Source organism: Mycobacterium sp. SP-6446, from assembly GCF_001954045.1.
Lineage (GTDB): Bacteria > Actinomycetota > Actinomycetes > Mycobacteriales > Mycobacteriaceae > Mycobacterium.
The window spans coordinates 25,730-47,219 of sequence record NZ_MBEM01000097.1; the positions used below are offsets into that span (position 1 = coordinate 25,730).

The 21,490-nt window shown below is 63.7% G+C and carries 22 protein-coding genes; 15 read left to right on the forward strand and 7 right to left on the reverse strand.

Annotated features, from left to right (window positions below; genetic code table 11):
- Positions 1 to 13: 13 nt before the first annotated feature.
- The 3 genes from A5736_RS07900 to A5736_RS07910 are packed head-to-tail and all read right to left on the reverse strand — an operon-like array spanning position 14 to position 2,322.
- Positions 14 to 1,378, reverse strand: coding sequence for a cytochrome P450 (locus A5736_RS07900; protein ID WP_076245470.1), 1,365 nt, complete (start codon positions 1,376 to 1,378; stop codon positions 14 to 16).
- A gap of 13 nt (positions 1,379 to 1,391) precedes the next feature.
- Entirely contained in the window at positions 1,392 to 1,589 is a 198-nt protein-coding gene (locus A5736_RS07905) for a ferredoxin (protein WP_076245472.1), read from the reverse strand.
- A gap of 31 nt (positions 1,590 to 1,620) precedes the next feature.
- The gene (locus A5736_RS07910; RefSeq protein ID WP_076245474.1) at positions 1,621 to 2,322 is read right to left on the reverse strand and encodes an SDR family NAD(P)-dependent oxidoreductase; all 702 of its coding nucleotides are present in this window, start codon (positions 2,320 to 2,322) and stop codon (positions 1,621 to 1,623) included.
- A 265-nt stretch (positions 2,323 to 2,587) separates the two neighbouring features.
- On the opposite strand from A5736_RS07910, the gene A5736_RS07915 reads away from it, so the two are divergent.
- From A5736_RS07915 to A5736_RS07960, 10 genes are all read left to right on the forward strand, one after another.
- A complete protein-coding gene (locus A5736_RS07915) occupies positions 2,588 to 4,090 on the forward strand; it encodes an aldehyde dehydrogenase family protein (protein WP_076245476.1) in 1,503 nt (500 codons plus the stop codon).
- Entirely contained in the window at positions 4,087 to 5,292 is a 1,206-nt protein-coding gene (locus A5736_RS07920) for a CaiB/BaiF CoA-transferase family protein (protein WP_076122503.1), read from the forward strand. Before A5736_RS07915 ends, A5736_RS07920 begins: the two co-directional genes overlap by 4 nt.
- 394 nt (positions 5,293 to 5,686) lie before the next feature.
- Positions 5,687 to 6,505 (forward strand): ABC transporter permease, encoded by an 819-nt coding sequence (locus A5736_RS07925; RefSeq protein WP_076122502.1) that lies wholly within the window; start codon positions 5,687 to 5,689, stop codon positions 6,503 to 6,505.
- Between the two features lie 11 nt (positions 6,506 to 6,516).
- Positions 6,517 to 7,362, forward strand: a complete 846-nt coding sequence (locus A5736_RS07930) for an ABC transporter permease (protein ID WP_076122501.1) — start codon at positions 6,517 to 6,519, stop codon at positions 7,360 to 7,362.
- Between the two features lie 19 nt (positions 7,363 to 7,381).
- On the forward strand, positions 7,382 to 8,653 hold the full coding sequence (locus A5736_RS07935; protein ID WP_076122500.1) for an MCE family protein: 1,272 nt from the start codon (positions 7,382 to 7,384) through the stop codon (positions 8,651 to 8,653).
- Positions 8,650 to 9,672 carry an MCE family protein gene (locus tag A5736_RS07940; protein WP_076122499.1) on the forward strand — a complete coding sequence of 341 codons (1,023 nt, stop codon included), beginning with the start codon at positions 8,650 to 8,652 and terminating at the stop codon, positions 9,670 to 9,672. Before A5736_RS07935 ends, A5736_RS07940 begins: the two co-directional genes overlap by 4 nt.
- Positions 9,672 to 10,790, forward strand: coding sequence for an MCE family protein (locus A5736_RS07945; RefSeq protein WP_076122750.1), 1,119 nt, complete (start codon positions 9,672 to 9,674; stop codon positions 10,788 to 10,790). Before A5736_RS07940 ends, A5736_RS07945 begins: the two co-directional genes overlap by 1 nt.
- Entirely contained in the window at positions 10,787 to 12,205 is a 1,419-nt protein-coding gene (locus A5736_RS07950) for an MCE family protein (protein ID WP_076122498.1), read from the forward strand. Before A5736_RS07945 ends, A5736_RS07950 begins: the two co-directional genes overlap by 4 nt.
- Complete coding sequence (locus A5736_RS07955; RefSeq protein ID WP_076122497.1) at positions 12,202 to 13,476, forward strand: MCE family protein; 1,275 nt, start codon at positions 12,202 to 12,204, stop codon at positions 13,474 to 13,476. The genes A5736_RS07950 and A5736_RS07955 overlap by 4 nt, the downstream gene beginning before the upstream one ends.
- Complete coding sequence (locus tag A5736_RS07960) at positions 13,477 to 15,234, forward strand: MCE family protein (RefSeq protein WP_076245478.1); 1,758 nt, start codon at positions 13,477 to 13,479, stop codon at positions 15,232 to 15,234.
- A 42-nt stretch (positions 15,235 to 15,276) separates the two neighbouring features.
- Here the strand turns inward: A5736_RS07960 and A5736_RS07965 are convergent, their stop codons facing one another.
- The 3 genes from A5736_RS07965 to A5736_RS07975 form a co-directional block, all read right to left on the reverse strand.
- Complete coding sequence (locus A5736_RS07965) at positions 15,277 to 15,801, reverse strand: hypothetical protein (protein WP_076122495.1); 525 nt, start codon at positions 15,799 to 15,801, stop codon at positions 15,277 to 15,279.
- 132 nt (positions 15,802 to 15,933) lie between these two features.
- Positions 15,934 to 16,575, reverse strand: coding sequence for a hypothetical protein (locus A5736_RS07970; RefSeq protein ID WP_139333196.1), 642 nt, complete (start codon positions 16,573 to 16,575; stop codon positions 15,934 to 15,936).
- Entirely contained in the window at positions 16,572 to 17,378 is an 807-nt protein-coding gene (locus tag A5736_RS07975) for a hypothetical protein (RefSeq protein WP_076245480.1), read from the reverse strand. The genes A5736_RS07970 and A5736_RS07975 overlap by 4 nt, the downstream gene beginning before the upstream one ends.
- A 275-nt stretch (positions 17,379 to 17,653) precedes the next feature.
- On the opposite strand from A5736_RS07975, the gene A5736_RS07980 reads away from it, so the two are divergent.
- Both A5736_RS07980 and A5736_RS07985 read left to right on the forward strand, forming a co-directional pair.
- The gene (locus A5736_RS07980; RefSeq protein WP_083667254.1) at positions 17,654 to 17,953 is read left to right on the forward strand and encodes a hypothetical protein; all 300 of its coding nucleotides are present in this window, start codon (positions 17,654 to 17,656) and stop codon (positions 17,951 to 17,953) included.
- A gap of 87 nt (positions 17,954 to 18,040) precedes the next feature.
- The gene (locus A5736_RS07985) at positions 18,041 to 18,442 is read left to right on the forward strand and encodes a hypothetical protein (RefSeq protein ID WP_233147951.1); all 402 of its coding nucleotides are present in this window, start codon (positions 18,041 to 18,043) and stop codon (positions 18,440 to 18,442) included.
- A gap of 10 nt (positions 18,443 to 18,452) precedes the next feature.
- Here A5736_RS07985 and A5736_RS07990 read toward each other — a convergent pair whose 3' ends face one another.
- Positions 18,453 to 19,046, reverse strand: coding sequence for a TetR/AcrR family transcriptional regulator (locus A5736_RS07990; protein WP_076245481.1), 594 nt, complete (start codon positions 19,044 to 19,046; stop codon positions 18,453 to 18,455).
- Between the two features lie 128 nt (positions 19,047 to 19,174).
- On the opposite strand from A5736_RS07990, the gene A5736_RS07995 reads away from it, so the two are divergent.
- Genes A5736_RS07995 through A5736_RS08005 form a run of 3 tightly spaced genes read left to right on the forward strand, consistent with a single transcriptional unit; the run spans position 19,175 to position 21,359 of the window.
- A complete protein-coding gene (locus tag A5736_RS07995; RefSeq protein ID WP_076245487.1) occupies positions 19,175 to 19,960 on the forward strand; it encodes a hypothetical protein in 786 nt (261 codons plus the stop codon).
- The gene (locus A5736_RS08000) at positions 19,957 to 20,772 is read left to right on the forward strand and encodes a hypothetical protein (protein WP_076122492.1); all 816 of its coding nucleotides are present in this window, start codon (positions 19,957 to 19,959) and stop codon (positions 20,770 to 20,772) included. The genes A5736_RS07995 and A5736_RS08000 overlap by 4 nt, the downstream gene beginning before the upstream one ends.
- Positions 20,769 to 21,359 (forward strand): cytochrome c oxidase subunit 3 family protein, encoded by a 591-nt coding sequence (locus A5736_RS08005; RefSeq protein WP_076245483.1) that lies wholly within the window; start codon positions 20,769 to 20,771, stop codon positions 21,357 to 21,359. Before A5736_RS08000 ends, A5736_RS08005 begins: the two co-directional genes overlap by 4 nt.
- The last annotated feature ends 131 nt before the right edge of the window (positions 21,360 to 21,490 follow it).

Genomic DNA, 21,490 nt, shown 5'->3' on the forward strand with positions numbered 1-21,490 from the left:
GACGGAAAGCGGCTCAGTCGATTACCGCGGCTTCCTTCCGCTCGGTAACCGGCCTGGCGAGCTCTTGTTCGTCGCAGATGCGTTGCAGCTTGTCGAGTGTCTCGTCGAGTCCGGCGCCGACCCTGGGGCCGGGTGTGAAGGTGGCAGGCAGCTTTCGCATGCCCTGGATGACCCCGATGGTCTCGTAGTGGACGGCGCCGTCGGGGTCGCAACGGTAGTCGGGCATGCGGTCCAGGACCGCGGTGAGCATGGATTTGAAGACGGTCCGCGCCACGTTGGATCCGATGCAGCGGTGCACGCCGATGCCGAAGCTGAAGTGCCGGTTACCTTTGCGGTCGAGGACAATCTTGTCCGGTTCGGGGAACACTGAGGGGTCGCGGTTAGCCATCGCCCACGAAATCCACAGCCGCTCACCTTCTTTGAAGCGATTGCCGTCGAGCTCGACGTCGTCGGAGAATGTCCGGCCGTCACCGGGTGCCGGGGTGAAGTAGCGCAAGAACTCCTCGGTCGCGGGATCGAGCAGGGTATCGCGGTTGTGCCGCAGCCGTTCCCGCGCGTCGGGGTTCTCCGACAGCCATTCCAGCGAGTGCGCGGTCAGGGCCGTGGTGGTGTCGAATCCGCCGCCGATGACCAGTCCGAGATTGCCGAGGATTTCCAGGTCGGGAGCGGGTTCGCCGTCGATCCGCATCTCGACCAGGGCGTTGACCAAACCGGGCCGGGGATTGTTGCGAATCTCGATCATGCTGTTGACCAGGTCGAGACCCATCTGCCGGTGCATCTCGGTGACACGCTCGATGTCCGGGGAGTGTTCGGGCGTATATACCGCGGCATGGACGGGCTCGCTGTACATCTTCCATCTCTTCAGCGGAATGCCCAGCATCGCCAGCGTCAGCACGGCGGGCACGATGTTGGCGAGGTCGTCGACGAAGTCGATGCTGCCTTGCTCGATCTTGTCGTCGAGGCAGGCCCGCGTCACATCGTCGACGAAGGGCGCCCAGCGCTTGACCGCGGCCGGTGACAGGTAGGGGTTGAGCACGGTGCGGTAGGTGCGATGCTCGGGGTCGTCCATCTCCAGGATGCCGCCGCGCACCCCGTTGATGCGACTAGCCGTCGGGATCGAAATGCCTTTGTAGCCACGGCGTTCGCCGTTGACGTCGTGGTCGTTGGACACCGCGGGGCAGCGGGCGAGCTCGAATACCTCGTGGCTGCCGGCCGCGACCCAGTGCCCGCCGTAGGTGTCGCTCCACGCCATCGGACACTTGGCGTGCATCTCCTCGGTGATCGTCTTGAACCGTGAGCGGTACTCCGCGGAATGCCGATCGAAGTGATAGCTGTTCTTCTTGCGATCGCTGTCGTTGACGACGTCGTCGACACTCAAAGCGCTGTCTCCCTTATTCATCCGTGACGACGATGGCCTGCTCGGGACACGATTGCGCGGCTTCGCGAACCCGGTCCCGATGTTCGGCCGGCACGATTTCGTCGATCGCCGACGAACTTCCGTCGATGTCGCTGAGCTGGAACGAATCCGGGGCAATCATTGAGCACAGGGTGTGGCCCTGGCATCGTTCGGAATCAACCCAGACCTTCACGGTGTCTCCTCCAGGGGATCGGGTGGTGCGGTCAGGTGTTTCGGCCGCCGTTGACGCCCAATATCTGGCCGGTGATGTAGCCGGCCTCCGCTGATATCAGAAAGGCGCATGCCGCCGCGATGTCTTCCGGCTTGCCCATCCGGCGGACCGGGGTGCGGGCGATGGTCTCCTCGATGTCGCCCAGGTATCCGTGCTTCTCGGCGCTACGCAGCATCGGGGTGTCGATGAAACCGGGTGGCACCGCATTGACCGTGATGCCGCTGGGCCCGTACTCGAGTGCCAGCGACTTGGTGAGCCCGTTCACCGCGGATTTGGCCGCCACGTAATGACTCATGTAGGGCGCGCCGGAATGCGTGCTCGACGACGAGATGTTTACGATCCGCCCCCACCCGGCCTCCACCATGTCCGGCAGCACCGCCTGAATGGTGTGGAAAACCCCGTTCAGGTTGACGTCGATCACCCGTTGCCAGTCTTCGAACGTGATGTTGTTGAACCGCTTGAACCCGTCCAGGCCCGCGGCGTTGACCAGAACCGTCACCGGCCCGAGCCGGGCGCGGATCGCCGATAGCGCGGCTTCCACCTGAGCGCGGTCGGTCACATCCGCGGTGAAAGAAAGATCGGCCTCGGATGGCCTGAGGTCGACGGTCGCGACATCGAGACCGTCGGCGCGGAGCCGATGCGCGACGGCCAAGCCAATGCCGGATCCACCACCGGTGACCACCGCGGTCTTCATGCCGACGCCCTCACTGCGGCCTGCGCCGTCTCATCCACAAAGAATCTCCCTTACGATTATGAGAACCTTACTCTCGCGCCGAAGCGAGCTGCAACCTATCCCGGAAACCCCCGTCGGCCTGCGCCGAAGCTCGACGCTTGTGCAATTGCGCCGCTGGTCAGCAGGTGATCTGAATCCTGAGACTTTCTTGAATTCTCGAGACTCGAATGTAAGATTCGCCCGGGAAGAGAATGAAATTTTCGTGGCCGTAACCACAGGGAGTCGAATGGCAGCGCAGGACACGGTGTCGACCAGCGCGGACGCCGCGCCCGAGTCACAGGTCGACCGCCGACTGTTGATCGACGGCAGGCTCGTCGCTGCGGACCAGAGATTCCCCTCGATCAATCCCGCCACCGGTGAGGTCCTCGGGTATGCACCGGACGCCGGCGTCGGGGAGGCCGAAGCGGCGATCACGGCGGCCCGCCGGGCATTCGACACCACGAGCTGGTCGACCGACGTCGAGCTGCGGATCCGCTGCCTCGACCAACTGCATCAGACGTTGATCGACCACGCCGACGAGTTGCGCGAGCTCACCATCGCCGAGGTTGGCGCCACCCGTGCGCTCACCCACGGCGCTCAGCTCGACGAGCCGATCGGCATCGTTCGCTTCTATGCGGATCTGCTGCGCAACTATCAGTTCTCCGAAGACCTCGGCGAGAAGGAATCGCGGGGCATGCTGCATCACCGCTGGGTGGAGAAGGAAGCCGCGGGAGTGGTGGCGGCCATCATCGCCTACAACTATCCAAACCAGCTCGCGCTCGCCAAGCTGGCGCCGGCGCTTGCCGCCGGATGCACGGTGGTACTCAAGGGCGCGCCGGATACCCCGCTGGTGACGCTGGCGCTGGGTGAACTGATCGCCAACCACACCGACATCCCGGCCGGCGTGGTGAACGTGCTCAGCTCGTCGGATCCCGCCGTCGGGCCCGCGCTGACCACCAGCCCCGACGTCGACGTGGTGACCTTCACCGGGTCGACCGCGGTTGGCCGCCAGATCATGGCCGCCGCCAGCGACACCGTCAAACGCGTCTTCCTCGAGTTGGGTGGCAAGTCGGCGGTGATCATGCTCGACGACGCCGACTTCGCCAACGCAAGCATGTTCGCGGCGTTCAGCATGGTCACCCACGCGGGCCAGGGCTGCGCGCTCACGTCACGGCTGCTGGTCCCCAAGTCGCACCATGACGAGATCGTCGAGTTGATCGCGGCCAACTTCGCCAAGGTGCGCCATGGTGACCCGGCCCATCCGAAGACGTTGATGGGACCGCTGATCAACGAGCGCCAACGCGACAAAGTCGACGGCATGGTCCAGCGCGCGGTCGCCGCGGGGGCGACCCTGGTCACCGGGGGCAAGCGGCTGGATCCCGGCTATTTTTATGCGCCCACGTTGCTCACCAACGTCGACCCCGATAGCGAGATCGCTCAGGACGAGGTCTTCGGCCCCGTGCTGGTGGTCATCGGGTTCGACGACGACCACGACGCGGTGCGCATCGCGAACAACTCGATCTACGGTCTGGCCGGCGCCGTCTTCAGTCGCGACCAAGACCGGGCACTCGCGGTGGCACGCCGCATCCGTGCCGGATCGTTTTCCGTCAACGGCGGCAACTACTTCGGTGCGGACAGCCCATTCGGGGGCTTCAAGCAGTCCGGCGTCGGCCGCGAGATGGGCGTCGCGGGATTGGAAGAGTTCTTGGAGCGCAAGACTTTTGCCGTTCCCTCGGGGGCGCCCGCATGAGGCCGCTGGAGGGCATCCGGGTCCTGGAAGTCGCCATGTACGGGTTCGTTCCATCGGCGGGCGCCGTGTTGGTGGAGTGGGGCGCCGAGGTGGTCAAGGTCGAGCACGCGGTTACCGGCGATCCGCAGCGTGGGCTTCGGCAGACCGGCATGTTGCGCGTGGAGGGTGACCCGAATCCCAACATCGAGCACGCCAACCGTGGCAAGCGCAGCATCGGGTTGGATATGTCGGTGCCCGAGGGCAAGGAAGTGCTCTACGAGCTGGTGCGCCGATCCGATGTGTTCCTGACCAGTTTCCTGCCCGGGGCGCGGCAGAAGTTCGGCATCGACGTCGACGACATCCGCGCGGTGAACCCGGCGATCATCTACGCCCGTGGCAGCGCGCTCGGCCCGCGCGGCGAAGAGGCGACCAAGGGCGGCTACGACATGACCGCCTTTTGGTGTCGTGCCGGCACCGCTGCGACCATCACGCCCGCGGGGATGCCCGGCATGATCGCGCCCCCCGGCCCGGCCTACGGCGACACCATCTCCGGCACCAATCTCGCCGGTGGCATTGCGGCGGCGTTACTCAAGCGCGAGCGCACCGGGGAACCATCCGTGGTCGACGTCTCGCTGCTGGGCAGTGGTCTGTGGTCGATGGGCCACACGGTGGCGCTGACAAAGCATCTCGGCCAGCGATTGGAAGCGCCGCCGCCGGGCGTACACGGTGCGCCCAATAACCCGCTGGTCGGGCTGTACACGACGTCCGACGGCCGCTACATATCCTTCGTGATGATGCAGCCCACCAAGTTCTGGGGCGACGTCTGCCGGCATATCGATAGACCCGAATTGGCCGACGATCCGCGCTTCGCCACCGTCGAGAAAATCGCGGCTAATACGCCCGATGCGGTCGAGATCTTGACCAAGGTCATCGCGACCCGCACTCTTGCCGAGTGGAGCGAACGCTTTGCCACGCTGGCAGGACCGTGGGCGCCGGTGCAGGACACCCTGCAGGCGGCCGAGGACGCGCAGATCCGCGCGAACGAGTATGTAGTGCGCGCAGGCGAACTGGAACTGGTCGCGAATCCGGTTCAGTTCGATGTCGCTCCGCCGCATACCGGACCGGCGCCCGGCTTCGCCGAGCAGACCGACGAGATCTTGATGGAAATCGGACTCGACTGGGACCGCATTATCGAACTCAAGACGGCCGGCGCCGTCACCTAACCCCGGAGCTGCCTGGAATGCCTGAGCCGAACGTCGTTTTTGTTGAGACGCAGCCACGTTACGCGCGTGCCGTGCCTAAAGCCGGCCCGATAACGGTTATGCATTTTCCATTCCGCCTGGACGCGGCATGAGGCATAATCGCCGGACGCTACAAGACGAGTGGCTTTGCCCCGGCCGACTCGTTTTGCAGCGCCAACTCACGCGACAGAACGGAGGAGTGGCGTGAGGATGGTAGCGGCTGCCGCGCTGGAGCAAAATGCCGGAATGTGGCTGCTCGCTGACCATTTCGCATCCGGCGGCCCCCGTTCGAATCCCCTGGTTCAGCCGAACTTACCGGAGCAGGCGCGCAAGAACAAGACTATCGGTCTCGAAATTCTGAAAGGAACTGAGCCCGATGGCAGATAGGAGCGACGACCGCTGGTCACCGGGGCTCCCCCAGCTGAGGCTGACGAGGAACCTCTCTGGGCCGATGCAGGCGGTCGGTGGTCTTTTCGCGATGTCGGCGGAAGCGATCAAGTTTGCGTTCCGCCGGCCGTTCCAGGCACGCGAGTTCTTGGAACAGTCTTGGTTTGTCGCGCGGGTCGCGCTGATGCCGACGTTGTTGGTGGCTATTCCATTTACCGTCCTGGTCAGCTTCACGCTCAACATTCTGTTGCGTGAACTGGGCGCCGCGGACCTGTCCGGGGCGGGCGCCGCTTTCGGTGCCGTCACCCAGGTCGGCCCGCTGGTGACCGTGTTGATCGTGGCCGGCGCCGGCTCCACGGCCATGTGCGCGGACCTCGGATCGCGAACCATCCGCGAAGAGATCGACGCGATGGAGGTCTTGGGTATCAATCCGGTTCAGCGCCTGGTGACTCCGCGCATGCTGGCCTCCGGGCTGGTGGCCCTGCTGCTGAACAGCCTGGTCGTCATCATCGGGATTGTGGGCGGCTACGTCTTTTCGGTGTTCGTGCAAGACGTAAATCCCGGTGCTTTCGCCGCGGGCATCACCTTGCTCACCGGCGTGCCCGAGGTGATCATTTCCTGTGTCAAGGCAGCGCTTTTCGGCCTCATCGCCGGATTGGTCGCCTGCTATCGCGGCCTGATCATCACCGGCGGCGGCGCCAAGGCCGTCGGCAACGCGGTCAATGAAACCGTCGTGTATGCGTTCATGTCCCTGTTCGTCGTCAATGTGGTCGTCACGGCGATCGGCATCAAGATGACGGCGAAGTAGGGGGGCTACCGGTGGCGCTGAGGGCTGCATATCCACGATTGACCCGCCAACTCGAGAGGCCGGTCGCCTCGTTGGGGCGGATTGGCGACCACACCCTCTTCTACGGCAAGGCGCTTGGCGGGATGCCCTTCGCCGCCGTGCACTACCGGCGCGAAGTGATCCGCCTGATCGCCGAGATCAGCATGGGCGCAGGCACTTTGGCCATGATCGGCGGAACCGTGGTGATCGTCGGTTTCCTGACACTGGCCGCGGGTGGAACGTTGGCCGTCCAGGGTTACAGCTCGCTGGGCAACATCGGCATCGAGGCCCTGACCGGCTTCCTCGCCGCGTTCATCAACGTGCGCATCGCGGCCCCGGTCGTCGCCGGGATCGGTCTGGCGGCTACGTTCGGTGCGGGCGTGACCGCTCAGTTGGGTGCGATGCGGATCAACGAGGAAATCGACGCGCTGGAAAGCATGGCCATTCGCCCGATTTCGTACTTGGTGAGCACTCGGATCCTCGCCGGCATGATGGCGATCACGCCGCTGTACTGTATCGCCGTCATCCTCTCGTTCGTCGCCAGCCAATTCACCACAACGTACTTGTTCGGCCAGTCGCAGGGCTTGTACCAGCACTACTTCTCGACGTTCTTGAACCCGATCGACCTGTTGTGGTCTTTCCTACAGGCCGCGCTGATGGCGATCACGATCTTGCTAATACATACCTATTACGGCTATTTCGCCGCCGGCGGGCCCGCCGGCGTCGGCCAAGCGACCGGTAACGCGGTGCGCACCTCGCTCATCGTCGTGGTATCGGTAACGCTGCTGGTCTCGCTTTCTATTTACGGCAGCAACGGCAACTTCAACTTATCCGGGTAGCAGAGGAGGTGGGACGGCAGTGACGCAGAACGTGCCAGCGGGTCGCGGTTCAGTCGGCGGCCGGCTCCCACGCACCGCCCATCTCGGGCCAACCCGTCGGGTCGGGCCGCGCAGCTACATGCCACCGCTGCTCGGACTGCTGACCGTCGCGATCATCTGCGCGATTTTCGCCGTGGCGATAACGCTGTTTCAGGGCGGCTTCAGCGAAACCGTGCCGGTGACGGTGATCTCGCAACGCGCCGGTCTGGTCATGAACCCGGACGCCAAGGTCAAGATGCGCGGCGTGCAGGTGGGCAAGGTGGCCTCGATCGATTCGCTGCCGAACGGCCAAGCGGCCATTCATTTGGCGATGGATCCGTCGCAGTTACGCTTCATTCCCAGCAACGTGCTCGTCGACATCGCGTCATCGACGGTGTTCGGCGCGAAGTCCGTCGAGCTGGTGCCACCCGAGCAGCCCTCGGCACAGCGGCTACGCAGTGGCCAGACTCTGCAGGGCCAGCACGTCATGGTCGAAATCAACACGGTTTTCCAGCAATTGGTGTCGGTGCTGTCCCACATCGACCCGCCGAAGCTCAACGAGTCACTGGGTGCGCTGGCACAAGCGTTCAGTGGGCGGGGCCCGCAGCTCGGCCAGGCACTGAGCGACCTGGATTCGTTTCTGGCCAAGCTGGAGCCGAGCCTTCCCGCATTCAGGCATGACCTCGCGGTCTTACCGGAGGTATCCAACGCCTACGCCGACGCGGCACCGAACCTGGTGAAGACCGCGGCCAACGCGGCGCGGATCAGCAAGACCCTTGTCGACGAGCAGCACAACCTGGATGCGTTGCTGATCAGTGCGATCGGCTTGGCCGACATCGGCAACGACGTCTTGTCGACGAACCGCCAGCCGCTGACGAATGTGCTGCATCTGCTGGTGCCGACCACCGATCTGACCAACGAGTACCACGAGGCGCTCACCTGTAGTTTCGGCGGCCTCATCCAGATTTCGCACGGGGCGCCGTTGTCGGAACCGAGCATCAACATCTCGGCGAGCCTCACGTGGGGCGCCGAACGTTACCGGTATCCGACTAACCTGCCCAAGGTCGCGGCGACGGGCGGCCCGCGATGCGTGGGCCTGCCGAAGATTCCGTTCAACTCGGCGCCGCCGCAATTGATCGCCGATATCGGCGCCAATCCGACGCAGTACGGAAACCCACAGCTGCTGCTCAACTCCGATCTTCTCAAACAGCTGTTGTATGGGCCGATCGCCGGGCCGCCACGCAACTCCGCCCAGATTGGAATGCCCGGATGAGAACGCGCGCCACGCTGGTCAAGTTCGGCATCTTCGCGGTCGTGATGGCGGTCCTCACTGCGTTCCTGTTCTTCATCTTCGGCCAGTACCGGACGGGTTCGACAACCGAGTATTCCGCGGTGTTCACCGACGTGTCCCGCCTCAAGGCGGGGCAGTCGGTGCGGGTCGCCGGGATCCGGGTGGGAACGGTCAATAGCGTGTCGCTGCGGCCGGACAAAAAAGTTGTGGTCAAGTTCGACGCCGACCGCAACGTCGTCCTTACCGAGGGCACCAGGGCGGCGGTCCGCTACCTCAACCTGGTGGGCGATCGCTACCTCGAACTCGTCGATGGTCCGGGGTCGATGAGGCATCTGGCCTCCGGCGGTCAGATTCCCGTCGACCGCACCGCGCCGGCGCTTGACCTCGATCTGCTGCTCGGCGGACTGAAACCCGTTACCCAGGGCCTGAACGCGCGCGATGTCAACGCATTGACGTCGGGATTGTTGCAGGTCTTCCAGGGCCAAGGCGGGACTCTCGAGTCGCTGTTCACCAAGACGACGTCATTTTCGAATGCCTTGGCCGATAACGATCAAACGGTGCAGCAACTGATCGACAACCTCAACACCGTGGTGTCGTACATCGACAAGGAGGGCGGCAATTTCTCCGGCACGATCGATCGCCTCGAGAAGCTTGTCAGCGGCCTGTCGAATGACCGCGACACGATCGGGTCCGCCATTGACGCTCTGGATCAGGGAACCGCCTCGCTGGCGGATCTGCTCGCCGAGGCCCGCCCGCCGCTGTCTGGCACCATAGCGCAGTTGAATCGGCTGGCGCCGATACTCGATGGCGATAGGGACCGCCTCGACGCCGCAATCGCCAAGGCGCCACAGAACTACCGCAAGCTGGTGCGACTCGGCGTGAACGGCGCCACCATCCCGTACTACATCTGCCAGTTCGGGCTCCGCGGCACGGATCTTCAGGGAAAGACCGTGCGCGCCAATATCTTTAGGTCAGATGCAGGAAGGTGCACGGAACCCTGATGCTCAAGTATCGCGGAGCTGGGCTCATTAAGGCCGGATTCATCGGCGCGGTCTTGATCGTGCTGGTCATCCTGGTGGGTCTGTCGCCTGACCGGTTCATTTCATGGGCGACGATGGTCCGCTACCAGGCGCTGTTTTCGGAAGCCGGCGGTCTTGCGGTCGGCAACCCCGTAGTTGTGTCGGGGATGAAGGTCGGCACGGTGTCGGATGTGAAGCTGCGCCACGGCGATGCTCTGGTGACGTTCGCGATGAGGGGCAACATCCTGCTCGGGTCGGACACTTCCGCACACATCCGCACGGGCACGCTGCTGGGCGAGCGGATGCTGACGGTGGAGTCCGCTGGCAGCGGCACGATGCACCCGATGGCGATCATCCCGGTATCGCGTACGTCCTCGCCCTACTCGCTGACGGAAGCGGTCAGCGACTTCGCATCGAACACCGCCGAAACCAACACCGCGGCGCTGAATCAGTCGTTGGACACGCTGTCGACGACGCTCGATCAGATCGCACCCCAAATGGGCCCGGCGTTCGACGCGCTTACCCGGTTATCGCGCACCCTCAACAGTCGTAATAAGAACTTGAGCGACCTTTTCAAGAGTGCCAGCGACGTCACGGGCATACTTTCCCAACGCAGCCAGCAGGTCAACAAGCTCATCCTCAACTCCGACGATCTGCTCCAAGTCCTCGTGGCGCGGCGACAAGAGATCGTGGACCTACTGGCCAACACGTCGGCGGTGGCCAAGCAGCTAACGGCATTGGTGCACGAAAACGAAGCCATATTGGCGCCCACGCTGGAGAGGCTGAACCGCGTGACCGCGGTGCTGGAAAAGAACCGCGACAACATCGGCAAAGCGCTGCCGGGTCTCGCCAAGTTCCAGATCACGGTCGGTGAGGCCATTTCCGGCATGTACGCCTACCAGGCGTTCGCCCCCAACTTCCTTATCCCGCAACTCTTCAACGCGTTGTTCGACTACCTCTGGGGATTCCGCACCTTTGACACTTCGAAGGGGCCCGGCTTCCCATCGCCGATACCTCGGTCGCTGACCCCCTGGCCGTACAACTCCATACCGATGTGCCCTGGTTGCACGTTGGGCGGACGGATCGGAGGGTCACAATGATCTCCCGGATCCCGCGCAAGCGGCTCGCGGCCGTGGCGGCGGTTGTGTTAGTCGGGCTCATCGTTGCCGGCGCCGCCGTCGTCGTCCGCAACACGTTCTTCGGCCCGCGGACGATCACCGCCTATTTCACCACCGCCACCGCGATCTACCCCAATGACGAGGTGCGGGTTTCGGGTGTCAAAGTCGGCAACATCAAATCCATTGAACCGCAAGGCACCCGGGCCAAGATGACCCTCGAGGTCGACCGCGACGTGCCCATCCCGGCGGACGCAAAGGCGGTCATCGTTGCCCCGAATCTGGTGGCCGCCCGGTACCTCCAGCTCACGCCGGCCTATCGCGATAGTGGACCGGTCATGCGCGATGGGGCCGTCATACCCGTCGAACGTACCGCGGTGCCGGTCGAGTGGGACGAGGTCAAAACCCAGTTGATGCGGCTGGCAACGGATTTGGGGCCCAAGAGTGGAGTATCGGGCACATCGGTGGGCCGCTTCATTGACAGCGCCGCCAACGCTCTCGAAGGCAACGGCGACAAGCTGCGCCAAACGCTCGGTCAATTGTCAGGCGTGGGGCGGATCCTCGCCAACGGCAGCGGCAACATCGTCGACATCATCAAAAACCTGCAGACCTTCGTCGGTGCGCTGCGCGACAGCAACATCCAGCTCGTGCAGTTCAACGACCGCCTGGCCACGCTCACCAGCGTGGTCAACGACAGCAAATCAGACCTCGACGCGGCGCTGACCGATCTGTCGACCGCGGTCGGCGAGGTGCGGCGGTTCATCGCCGGGACTCGCAACCAGACCAGCGAGCAGATCGCCCGGTTGGCCGACGTCACGCAGAACCTGGTCGATCACCACATGGCCCTGGAAAACATACTGCACGCCGCGCCGAACGCGTTCGGCAACTTCTTCAACGACTACAACGCCGACACCGGAACCATCGTGGGCGGATTCGGGCTCATGAATATGGCCAATCCCACATGGGGGGGCCAGGTTCTGCTGTCCGTACCGGGCTGCGACCAGATCGGCGCCATCGCAAACATCACCTCGGTCGAATCGGGCAAGCTGTGCGCTCTGTTCATCGGACCCGGATTGCGACTAACCAACTTCAACAACTCACCAATTCCGCTCAACCCGATCATCGCCAAGTCGATTGACCCGTCCAAGATCCTGTACACCGAACAGCGCCTGGCGCCCGGCGGCGAGGGCCCGAAACCCGGACCACCCGAGATCCCTCCCGCCGTATCGGCCTACACCGGCCTGCCGGGTGATCCGGTGGGACCACCGGGGGCGGTGCCGCCGGAGCGGATACCGGGCGCGGCGATGCCGCTGCCGCCGCCCGCGTCGACACCGCCACCGCCGCCGCCGGCGCCGACCGTGTCGGACATGCTGCTGCCAACAGACGGGCCCCAACAATGATCGCCCGGGTGGCGGCTCGGCGGGTGTTCGCCGTCGGCTGTTGCGTGGTGTTGACGTCGACGGGGTGCGCATTCCACGGCCTGAACTCACTACCCCTGCCCGGTGCGGTCGGACGCGGGCCCGGCGCCAACATCTACCACGTCGAGTTGCCCAATGTCGGTACGATGGAATCGAATTCGCCGGTGATGATCAACGACGTCGTCGTCGGCAGTGTCGGTGAGATGAGGGTGCAAGCCTGGCACGCCGATGTCGAGATCTCGGTCAAGCGCGATGTCGTCGTCCCGGCCAACGTAGTAGCCACCGTCGGTCAGACCAGCCTGCTGGGCTCGATGCACGTGGAGCTCAATACTCCGCCCGGTCAGCAGGGAAGCGGACGGCTGCAGCCCGGGGCCACCATTCCGCTGAGCCGGTCATCGGCCTACCCGTCCACGGAACAGACGCTGTCGTCGTTGGGCGCGGTCGTCAACGGCGGCGGGCTGGGACAGATCGGGGAGGTCATCCACAATTTCTCCGCCGCCCTGTCCGGCCATGAGGGCGCCATACGCGACCTGATTACCCGCCTGGACACTTTCGTGGGAACGCTGGACGACCAGCGCGACAACATCGTCGCCTCCATCCAGGCACTGAACCGGCTTGCCGGCACATTCGCCGACCAACGCGACGTTCTCACCGACGCGCTGCGCAAGATACCGCCGGCGCTCGAGGTGTTGGTGAAGGAGCGGCCGCGTTTAACGGCCGCGCTGGATCATCTTCGCGTGTTCAGCAACACCGCCAACAGGTTGATCAACGACTCTCAGGCCGACCTCGTCAAGAATCTCAAAAACCTGGAGCCCACCATCAAAGCGCTCGCCGACGTCGGGCCGGAGTTCGGCGCGGCGATCGCGGCTTCGTTCGTATTCCCGTTCACCCAGAACTTCGTCGACCGAGCGGTCCGGGGCGACTACTTCAACCTGCATTTCGATTTCGACCTGACGATTCCACGGCTCAAGAGGACTTTGCTGCCGGGAACCCACTGGGGGCAGCTGGACATGCCCCTGCCGCCGGTGCCCGGCGACCCGTATCGCTTGCAATACACGCTCGACCCATTGCATAACCCCCTGAGGCCACCGTGGGTCGATCCCAATGCCCTGCCGCTGCCCCCACCTCCGCCGGGTGCGGTACCGGGACCGGGGCCGGGACCGGCGAATTATGGGCCCCCGCCCGGGCCTTTTGGGCCCCCGCCCGGGCCGCCGCAGGGTGCGGAGTCGGCGCCGACGGAAGGCGGTGGGTAGATGCTGTCGCGCTTCGTCCGGATCCAGCTGGCCATCTTCACGACCGTCGGGATCATCGGCGTCATCGCCATGGTCCTCTTCTACATCCAGGCGCCGACCCTGCTCGGCATTGGCCGAATGACGGTGACGCTAGAGCTGCCTTCCACCGGCGGCTTGTACCGGTTTTCCAACGTGACCTACCGTGGGGTTCAGCTCGGCAAGGTCACCTCGGTGGGGTTGACGCCGACCGGCGCGAAAGCCACGCTGTCGCTTAGCACTTCACCCAAGGTCCCCGCGGACCTGACAGCGGAGGTGCTCAGCGTCTCCGCGGTGGGTGAACAGTACGTGGACCTGCGGCCCAAAACCGATTCGCCGCCCTACCTGCACGACGGTTCGGTCATCGCCGCGCGCGACACGACGATTCCGCAGCCGGTCGGGCCGATGCTCGATCAGGTCAATGCCTTGGTCCAAAGCATCCCGAAGACCAAACTCGGACAATTGCTCGACGAGTCCTTCCAGGGTTTCAACGGAACCGGATACGACCTGGGGTCACTGTTCGATTCCACGACGACGATATCCCGCGACGCCAACGGCGTCGTCGATCGCACCAAAGCTCTCACCGAAGACACTGGGCCGCTGCTGGATACGCAGGCGCGCACCGCCGATTCGATCAGAACCTGGGCACGTAGCTTCGCCGGCATTTCGGATGTGCTGGTGCAGGACGATTCGAATTTCCGCACCATATTGCGCAATGGTCCTGAGGCGGCGAACGAGGCGTCCCGGCTTCTCGAACAGATCAAACCGACGCTTCCGGTGTTGCTTGCCAACCTGACCACCATCGGGCAGATCGGCGTCACCTACCACCCTTCGCTCGAGCAACTGCTGGTGTTGCTGCCGTCGGGGGTTGCTGTCGAGCAGGCCGCTACGGGTGAAAACCAGACGGATGGTATGGCTCACGGTGACTTCGCATTCACGGTCGACGATCCGCCCATTTGCACCGTCGGCTTCATGCCACCCAGCCAATGGCGATCCCCGGACGACCTCACCGACATCGACACGCCGGACGGGTTGTATTGCAAACTGCCGCAGGATTCACCGATCGCGGTTCGCGGTGCCCGCAACTATCCCTGCATGGGTCACCCGGGCAAGCGCGCGCCTACCGTCGAAATCTGCAACAGTGACAAGCCGTTCATGCCGCTGGCGATGCGCCAGCACACCCTCGGCCCCTACCCACTGGACCCGAACCTGATCGCCCAGGGCGTCCCGCCCGATGACCGGGTTACCGCCAACGACCGAATCTTCGGCCCGGTCGAGGGCACGCCGCTGCCACCTGGCGCGGTGCCGCGCGGCACACCCGCGGGCCCGCGCGGAGAAAATCCGCCACCGGGCACGGCCGGCGCAGCAGTTCCGCCTGTGCCGTCGTCTGGACCGCCCCCGCTGGCGCCCATGTCGAGAATGTCGGCTGACCTTCCGCCCATAGCGCCACTCGACGTCCCGGTAGCAGGTGAACTTCCCGCAGCGCCCGCCGCGCCAGCATCGCCCGCAGCACCGGCCATTCCTCCCGATCCCGCACCCGCCGACATCGTCAGCGGCGGAGGCCCCGAGGCTGCGCCAAGCTCGTTCGGAGGCAACGGATCTAAGCCGGCGCCCTCGGTCGTGGTGGCAAAGTACGATCCGCATACTGGTCGTTACGTCGGTCCGGACGGAAAGTTGTACGAGCAGTCGGATCTCGCGGCCTCGAAGGCAACCAAGACGTGGAAGGACCTGCTGCCCACCTGAATCCGGCCCGAGGGGCGGAGAAGTGAAGTTACGACCGCCCGGTCAGGAGAGCTGGTCTAGGCGCAATGGCATGGTGATATCAAGCCACTGGTTTTGCCCGCAGGCACCGCTTGGGCCGACTGTCTTGTCCTTGCCGGCGAGGGTCCGCGACCCGAGTTGATATCCACCATTGTCGTTCACCGGGTAGAAAAAGAAGGTTTGCATTCCGCTGAACGCGGTGCCGCCGTCCTGACACCGCTCCCAGTCCGGCACTTCGTGTTTCGCCTTCCACATCTGCCCGTCAAGCATATAGAGAGGCGCGCTCCATCCTTGGTCGCTCGTCAGCGTGCCATGGCATTCCTGGGTTGAGACGCACGACGAACTGATGGTCCACGTTTGGTAGACCGTCGGCTCGCCGAAGTACTGGTCATTTCTCATCGCCCAATCGCCAATGGACGTGGCGCGGAAAGTCCCGTTGAGGGCCACGTCTTCCTTGGTTATTGCGTGGGCTGTGGGTGCAGTGCTCAAACCACCGAATGCGGTTGCGGCCACCAGCGTTGCGGTGGTGAGTGTTTTGACTGAACGCATCAGGTGCTCCTCGAAACGCGTAATGCGACAGTGCCTGTGGCACCTTTTTCGCCGTCGGTTGCGGCGTTCCCGAGCGATGACGTTACACCGCTTCGGCCGAGGAGGTAACGGCTGGAACAAGATTTGGCGCGCTCACGTGGTTGGATCGAATTTCGCGATCAGCCAGGAATCGCCGACCTTTTTCAGCGTGACCAGAACGGCGCTCTGGGTTTTCTCAGGATCCTTTTTTTGCAGGCTTGATGTCGTCTGGTCGACGAAGACCAGCACGACGGCCGAATCGGGATGCAATTCCGAAACTGCGGCCCGAATCACCTTGGCGGTCGCCGTCAGTTGCCCCTGTTGCGCCGTCGGCCCGACGACATCGTCGCTGAATTTCTTGTAGTAGGCCAGAAAGTCGCCGCTGAGATGCGATTTCGCGTTGTCGAAATCGCGATTCAAATGGTCGTAGGAATACGACAACACCGCCACCGCACCATCTGACGCCGCCTGGATGGCACGACGCGCCGTCGCATCGTCGACCCGCTGATCCGGCCGGTACACGATGAAGTAAATGCCGGCGGCGGCTCCCACGGCGGCGACGACCAACGTTCTCGCGACTATTGAGCGCCACTCCGCCGAATACCGGCGCGCCCAGCACCGGACCGCTGTCAGCCGGCGCAAGCGTGCCGATCCCTCGTCGGCGGGCGGCCGCTCATCCTCTTCGGCGCGGGGGGACCCCATGTCGTCAAATGCTGTTTCGTTGCTATCCAGCGACGCGCCACGCTTGACAGTCATGACAGGAATTCGACTCTCGACATCTTGAGCTGACCCCCGTCGCGGTCCAAATTGACACTGAGCCGAAACAAGGCCGGGGGCGGTTTGACGTTATCCGGCCCAAAGGGAGCGGTTTTCGCCGCCACAAGCACGACTCCCGAATTGTCGCTCAACGACTGGACGGCGACGCCTTCGATAGTGACCTTGCTGCCAACCTTCGTGTCCTCGGCCTTCTTGACGATGAGAACGGACAGCACCGAAAGCTGGTTCTTCTGGTCGCCCGTCGAGGCATCAATCATCCGTTGGACGCTCTCCTTGGCATGATCGGGGTCGATCGAGATCAGCGCCGTGACCCCTTGCCGGGCGGCCGCGGTGAACTCGGCGGTGAGCTGTCGCTTATGCACAGCGGTGTGGTGCTGCCACAGCATGTACCCGCTCGCGCCGAGAGAGGCGGACACGAGGACGGCGCCGACGGCAACAGCTACTGTTTTCCGCCCCGGGCGGTGGAGCCACCGAGGTCGCTTCGGACGACGCGGCAACCGTAGCCGTTTCCGGGTCTGTTTTGGAGAAGGTTGCTCGGCATCGCCGGACATGGCGTCGTCGTCCGTGTCCTCGGTTTCCGCGGCCCCGCGCAGCTGTACGAGGCGCGCCCGGGCCGCCTCAGCGCGCGCTTCAGCCTCGGCAACTTCGTCTTCTGCGCCCGCATCCGGCGCGTGACCTACAGCGCCGGCGTCGTTCCCTGAGCGCGACTGCGGTTCGGCGGGGTCGGTTACCTCCGTCGGGTCACCAAAATCGTCAGCGTCGGGCCCCTCCGGATCGTGCACGGAGCAGTAGCTTATCACTTGGGCCTGGGCTGAATCCCGTCATCGGGCGCCTGCCGCGCGGCCTCTTACCTGCGGAAATGTACCCCTTGCCAAGGGGCGAAGAGCGTTCGGGTCGTTGCGCGCGCACATCGCTTGGTGCCGAGGCAATCGCTAGTGGGTCCGTTTGAAAACGAGTAGCGTGAAGCGACCATGTTGGCTACATGACGTATTGGGAGAAGATTACGATGCAGATCCCCAATTTCGGCACCGGTCAGCGAGTTACCGCGGTGGTCGGCATGGCCATCGCCGTCTCGCTCATCGCCCCGGGCGTGCTAATGGGGGTGCCGTCTGCTCACGCTGACACTGGGATCGATGGTTACGTAAGTTGCGTAGGCGGCGACACTAAGCCGCCGCCGCCGGGGGTAAATGCAGAAGTTTGGTTTCCGAGCGTTTATGTGATCCAGCACGATTTCGATGGTGGTGTTCCCTCTGCCCAAATAGTCCAGCGATTGGTGGACATGGGAGTCGCGCCGGGCGATGCCGCTACCCGAGTGCGTTGTTTTGTGGCCAACCAGCCGCGCGGGCAAGGGCGTTGACGCGGGCGTCAAGCGAGCCCCACAATCATCTTCTCCAATCAGGAGAATTTTCTTTCCAGTGCTTTTCGGGTGTGGCAAAGTAATGGGGTGCGATCGATCGTGGCGCTGGTTGCTGCGTTGCTCGGTGCCGGCCTCCTGGCGGCGCCGCCCGTCTCCGCGGGGCCGACGGTGTGCGACTACCCCGCCTGCACTCCGGGCATCATGGCGCATCAGGTCCTGGGCGCGCCGTGCGACAACACCACCTATTACGCATTCGGGACCGCGGACTATTACGTCTCCTTCGCCTCAGAGCCCGGGCGGCTGATGTTCTGCGGCTCGCCGAGGAGATACCAGCCCCGCTGGTTCCGCTCACCTCCGATGGCGGGAGTCAAGGACGAGGGCGCCGACTGTCACGAGTACCTGAACTACGTCGCGCAGGCGCCCGATGGCCTCTTTCTCGTCTGCGTAGGCCATGACGGCATAACGAGCTGGGTGCGCGGCGACACGTAGTCGCGCTGTTTCATTGCTGATGCAGGCCAAGTAGTCGCCTGCTGAGGTCGGTAAGCCGATCGATCAGCGTCTTGTCATCGATATCGGCGACCAGCGGGTGCATCACCGCGCTGCTGATCGCGCCCGAGAACATGGCCGCCTCGATCCGTCCGTCCAGACCGGCATCGCTGAGTAACACTCGATACACGCGGTCCATGAAGCGTCGCAGCGGTTCGTGTTCGGCCAGTAGCCGAACCACCACGGGATCGAACTGCAGCGTGCGCACCAGCTGGCGATCGTGAACGGCCATCTCGACCATGCGAACCAACAGCGCGTCGCGAGCCTCGGACCCGTCGCCGTGCGCTTCCGCTTCCTCGAGCGCCGGGAGCAGTCGGCTGAATTCGCGCTCGGAGACCGCGAGCACGATCTGGTCCTTGGTCCGGAATTGGTGGTAGACAGCGGCTTTCGTGATCCCGACGGCATCGGCGATCATCTGCAGCGACGTACCGCTGGCGCCGTGCTCGGCGATCAACTCCAGGGCGGCATCGAGTACGCGCGTGCGGGCGGGGCTGTGCTGGACGATCCTCAGCTCGCCGTCGGTAACCGCCTGTCGTGCTGTCCTCACACGACGAGACTAGCCGATCGGCTATTGACCGAAGCTAGCCGATCGGCTATTGACCGAAGCTAGCCGATCGGCTAGCTTCGCTGACGAGCCGAGTGGGCCACGCGATTTCGTGGCGGGAGGAGCCAACGATGTCCGACATCGGCGGGAACGAGGGACCAGACCGGGGATCTCCGCGGGCAGCGCTGCGCCGTACCGACGGCGAGCTGCTCCTGCTCTGGACGTTGCCGGTGACGGTGATCATTTTTGTTGCCTGCTTTTTCCTGTTTCCGGGCTTCAATCCGCCGATGTCACCCAGCATGACGGCCGAGCAGGTCGCCGCGTTCTACCGCGATCCCGCCCACCTCCCGCAGATCCGCTACAGCATGATCGTGTTCAACTGGTTCGGGGTGTGTCTCGTCCCGGTTCTGACCCTGATCGTGATGCAGATCCGCAGGATGGCCCATCGCACGCCGATCTTCTCCTACGCGATGCTGGGCTGTGTGGCAGGCGGTCCCACCCTGTTCCTCGTCGCCAACGTCTGCTGGCTGTTGGCCGCCTTTCGCCCAGAGCGCAGTCCCGAGTTGACTCAATTGCTCAACGATTTCGGCTGGATCACCTTCACCATCGTGGTCCCCTTTCTGATCGGGCAAAGCGTGATCCTCGCCGTGGCAATCTATTTCGACGACCAGCCGCACCCGATATTTCAGCGTTGGGTGGCCCACTTCAACCTTCTGGTGGCCGCCGCGCTAGTCCCGGCCGCGTTCGTGGGCGTGACCCTGACCGGGCCCCTCGCCTGGGATGGACTTCTGTCCTTTTGGGTGAAAAACGTTGCCATTGCGGTCTGGATCGTCGTGATGGGCGTTGTTCTGGGGCAAGCCGTCTATCGCGAGCGCGCGGAGTATCGGCGGCGTGGCGAAGAATTGGTCTCCGCATGAGCGCGGTGCTGACACCGCAGGAATCCACGGCCACACCACCCGCGGGCCCGCTGCATCGTCGGATCGCCTGGCACTTGCGGCACGGTCCCAAGCGCGAGCTGTGGTTGGCGTGGACAACGCTCATCGTCTTTTACAACTTGTTCTTCCCGGTGTTCTTCATCGTGGCGCAAGTTCAGCCGCCGCCGCAGCCGACGTGGGACCTAGCGACCCAGGTTCATTGGTTCCACGAACGCCACCTCGGGATACCGATCGGCTTTGGCATCATCTTCGCGGTCACGGGCATGACCGCGGTGAACAATGCGCTGATCGCGTATTCGATGCGACGCATGTCGGTCAGCCGCGCGTTCGGCTATTCCTACCTGCTCATTTACTCGCTCAGTGCGATTCCCGGCATGCTGCTGCTCTGTATCGCGTTGATCGTCGCGACGCTTCGACCTGAGCGAGACCCCGAAGCGGTCGGCTGGCTCTACGATTTCGCCTTCCTGTCTTTCGACGGAACCATGGGAGTGTTCCTGATCGGTTCGCTGATCTGGATGCTGGCGATTCTGCTCGACCAGAATCGGGTGTTTCCCAAGTGGTTCGGCTATCTCAATCTGTGCAACGCGCTCACCGAGGTTGTCGTAGCACCGTGCTGGATCTTCCGGCGTGGCGTGCTGGCATGGAATGGCCAAATCGCTTGGTGGCTGGACATGGTCGTGTTCGGCGTCTATCAAGTCACTTTCATCGTCATGCTCTTTCGGATGATCCAACGTGAAGACTTCGGTGCCGGGCCACTGCCCGACCTCTCCCGGAAGAGGGCGACCGCGCAATGACCGACGTCGCCGATAAGGACAAGCGGGCCAGATTCGTGCCCGGCCAGCCCGACATGTGGGCGTTCGTGTTGTTCGAGACGTTGGTCTTCACCGGGTATTTCGGCTTCTACCTGTTCTATCGCGCCCGAAGCCCCGAGCTTTTCCTGCACTCCCAGGCTCACCTGGACGTACGGATCGGGGTTTTCAACACCCTGGTGTTGCTGCTGAGCTCGTGGTCGGTGGCGCGCTGCGTTCAGTCCTCTCGCGCCGGCGCGTATCGAGCGGCGCTCAGGGACGTCTATATCACCGCAGCGTTGGCTGCGGTCTTCCTGTTTTCCAAGGTGTTTGAGTGGGCCCGGCTGGTCGGCATGGGAAATGGCTTGGACAGCAACGACTTCTTCACCTACTACTTCTTCCTCACCGGGATCCATTTTGTGCACCTGCTGATCGGCTTCGTCGTGCTGGGTGTCATCGTCTACCAACTTCGCGGCCCGGCGGCGCCGAAATCCCAGGGGTCGCAGGAACTTGTCGAAACGTGTGCCACCTATTGGCACACCGTCGATTTCCTCTGGGTGCTCATCTTTGCGTTGCTGTACGTGGTGAGGTGATCGGTGATCAAATTCAACAAGCGGCTTCTGATCGTCTGGCTGGTGCTGGCCGCGCTCACGCTGGGTTATCTCTGGATAGACCATGCCGATCGATCGAACAGCGCCAGCGCCGTGGTCACGTCGGCCGTGAT

Coding starts and splice junctions, on each gene's coding strand:
- A5736_RS07910 (WP_076245474.1), bottom strand. CDS start 2,322: ATGAAGACCGCGGTGGTCACCGGTGGTGGATCCGGCATTGGCTTGGCC.
- A5736_RS07915 (WP_076245476.1), top strand. CDS start 2,588: ATGGCAGCGCAGGACACGGTGTCGACCAGCGCGGACGCCGCGCCCGAG.
- A5736_RS07920 (WP_076122503.1), top strand. CDS start 4,087: ATGAGGCCGCTGGAGGGCATCCGGGTCCTGGAAGTCGCCATGTACGGG.
- A5736_RS07925 (WP_076122502.1), top strand. CDS start 5,687: ATGGCAGATAGGAGCGACGACCGCTGGTCACCGGGGCTCCCCCAGCTG.
- A5736_RS07940 (WP_076122499.1), top strand. CDS start 8,650: ATGAGAACGCGCGCCACGCTGGTCAAGTTCGGCATCTTCGCGGTCGTG.
- A5736_RS07945 (WP_076122750.1), top strand. CDS start 9,672: ATGCTCAAGTATCGCGGAGCTGGGCTCATTAAGGCCGGATTCATCGGC.
- A5736_RS07950 (WP_076122498.1), top strand. CDS start 10,787: ATGATCTCCCGGATCCCGCGCAAGCGGCTCGCGGCCGTGGCGGCGGTT.
- A5736_RS07955 (WP_076122497.1), top strand. CDS start 12,202: ATGATCGCCCGGGTGGCGGCTCGGCGGGTGTTCGCCGTCGGCTGTTGC.
- A5736_RS07960 (WP_076245478.1), top strand. CDS start 13,477: ATGCTGTCGCGCTTCGTCCGGATCCAGCTGGCCATCTTCACGACCGTC.
- A5736_RS07965 (WP_076122495.1), bottom strand. CDS start 15,801: ATGCGTTCAGTCAAAACACTCACCACCGCAACGCTGGTGGCCGCAACC.
- A5736_RS07970 (WP_139333196.1), bottom strand. CDS start 16,575: ATGACTGTCAAGCGTGGCGCGTCGCTGGATAGCAACGAAACAGCATTT.
- A5736_RS07980 (WP_083667254.1), top strand. CDS start 17,654: ATGGCCATCGCCGTCTCGCTCATCGCCCCGGGCGTGCTAATGGGGGTG.
- A5736_RS07995 (WP_076245487.1), top strand. CDS start 19,175: ATGTCCGACATCGGCGGGAACGAGGGACCAGACCGGGGATCTCCGCGG.
- A5736_RS08000 (WP_076122492.1), top strand. CDS start 19,957: ATGAGCGCGGTGCTGACACCGCAGGAATCCACGGCCACACCACCCGCG.
- A5736_RS08005 (WP_076245483.1), top strand. CDS start 20,769: ATGACCGACGTCGCCGATAAGGACAAGCGGGCCAGATTCGTGCCCGGC.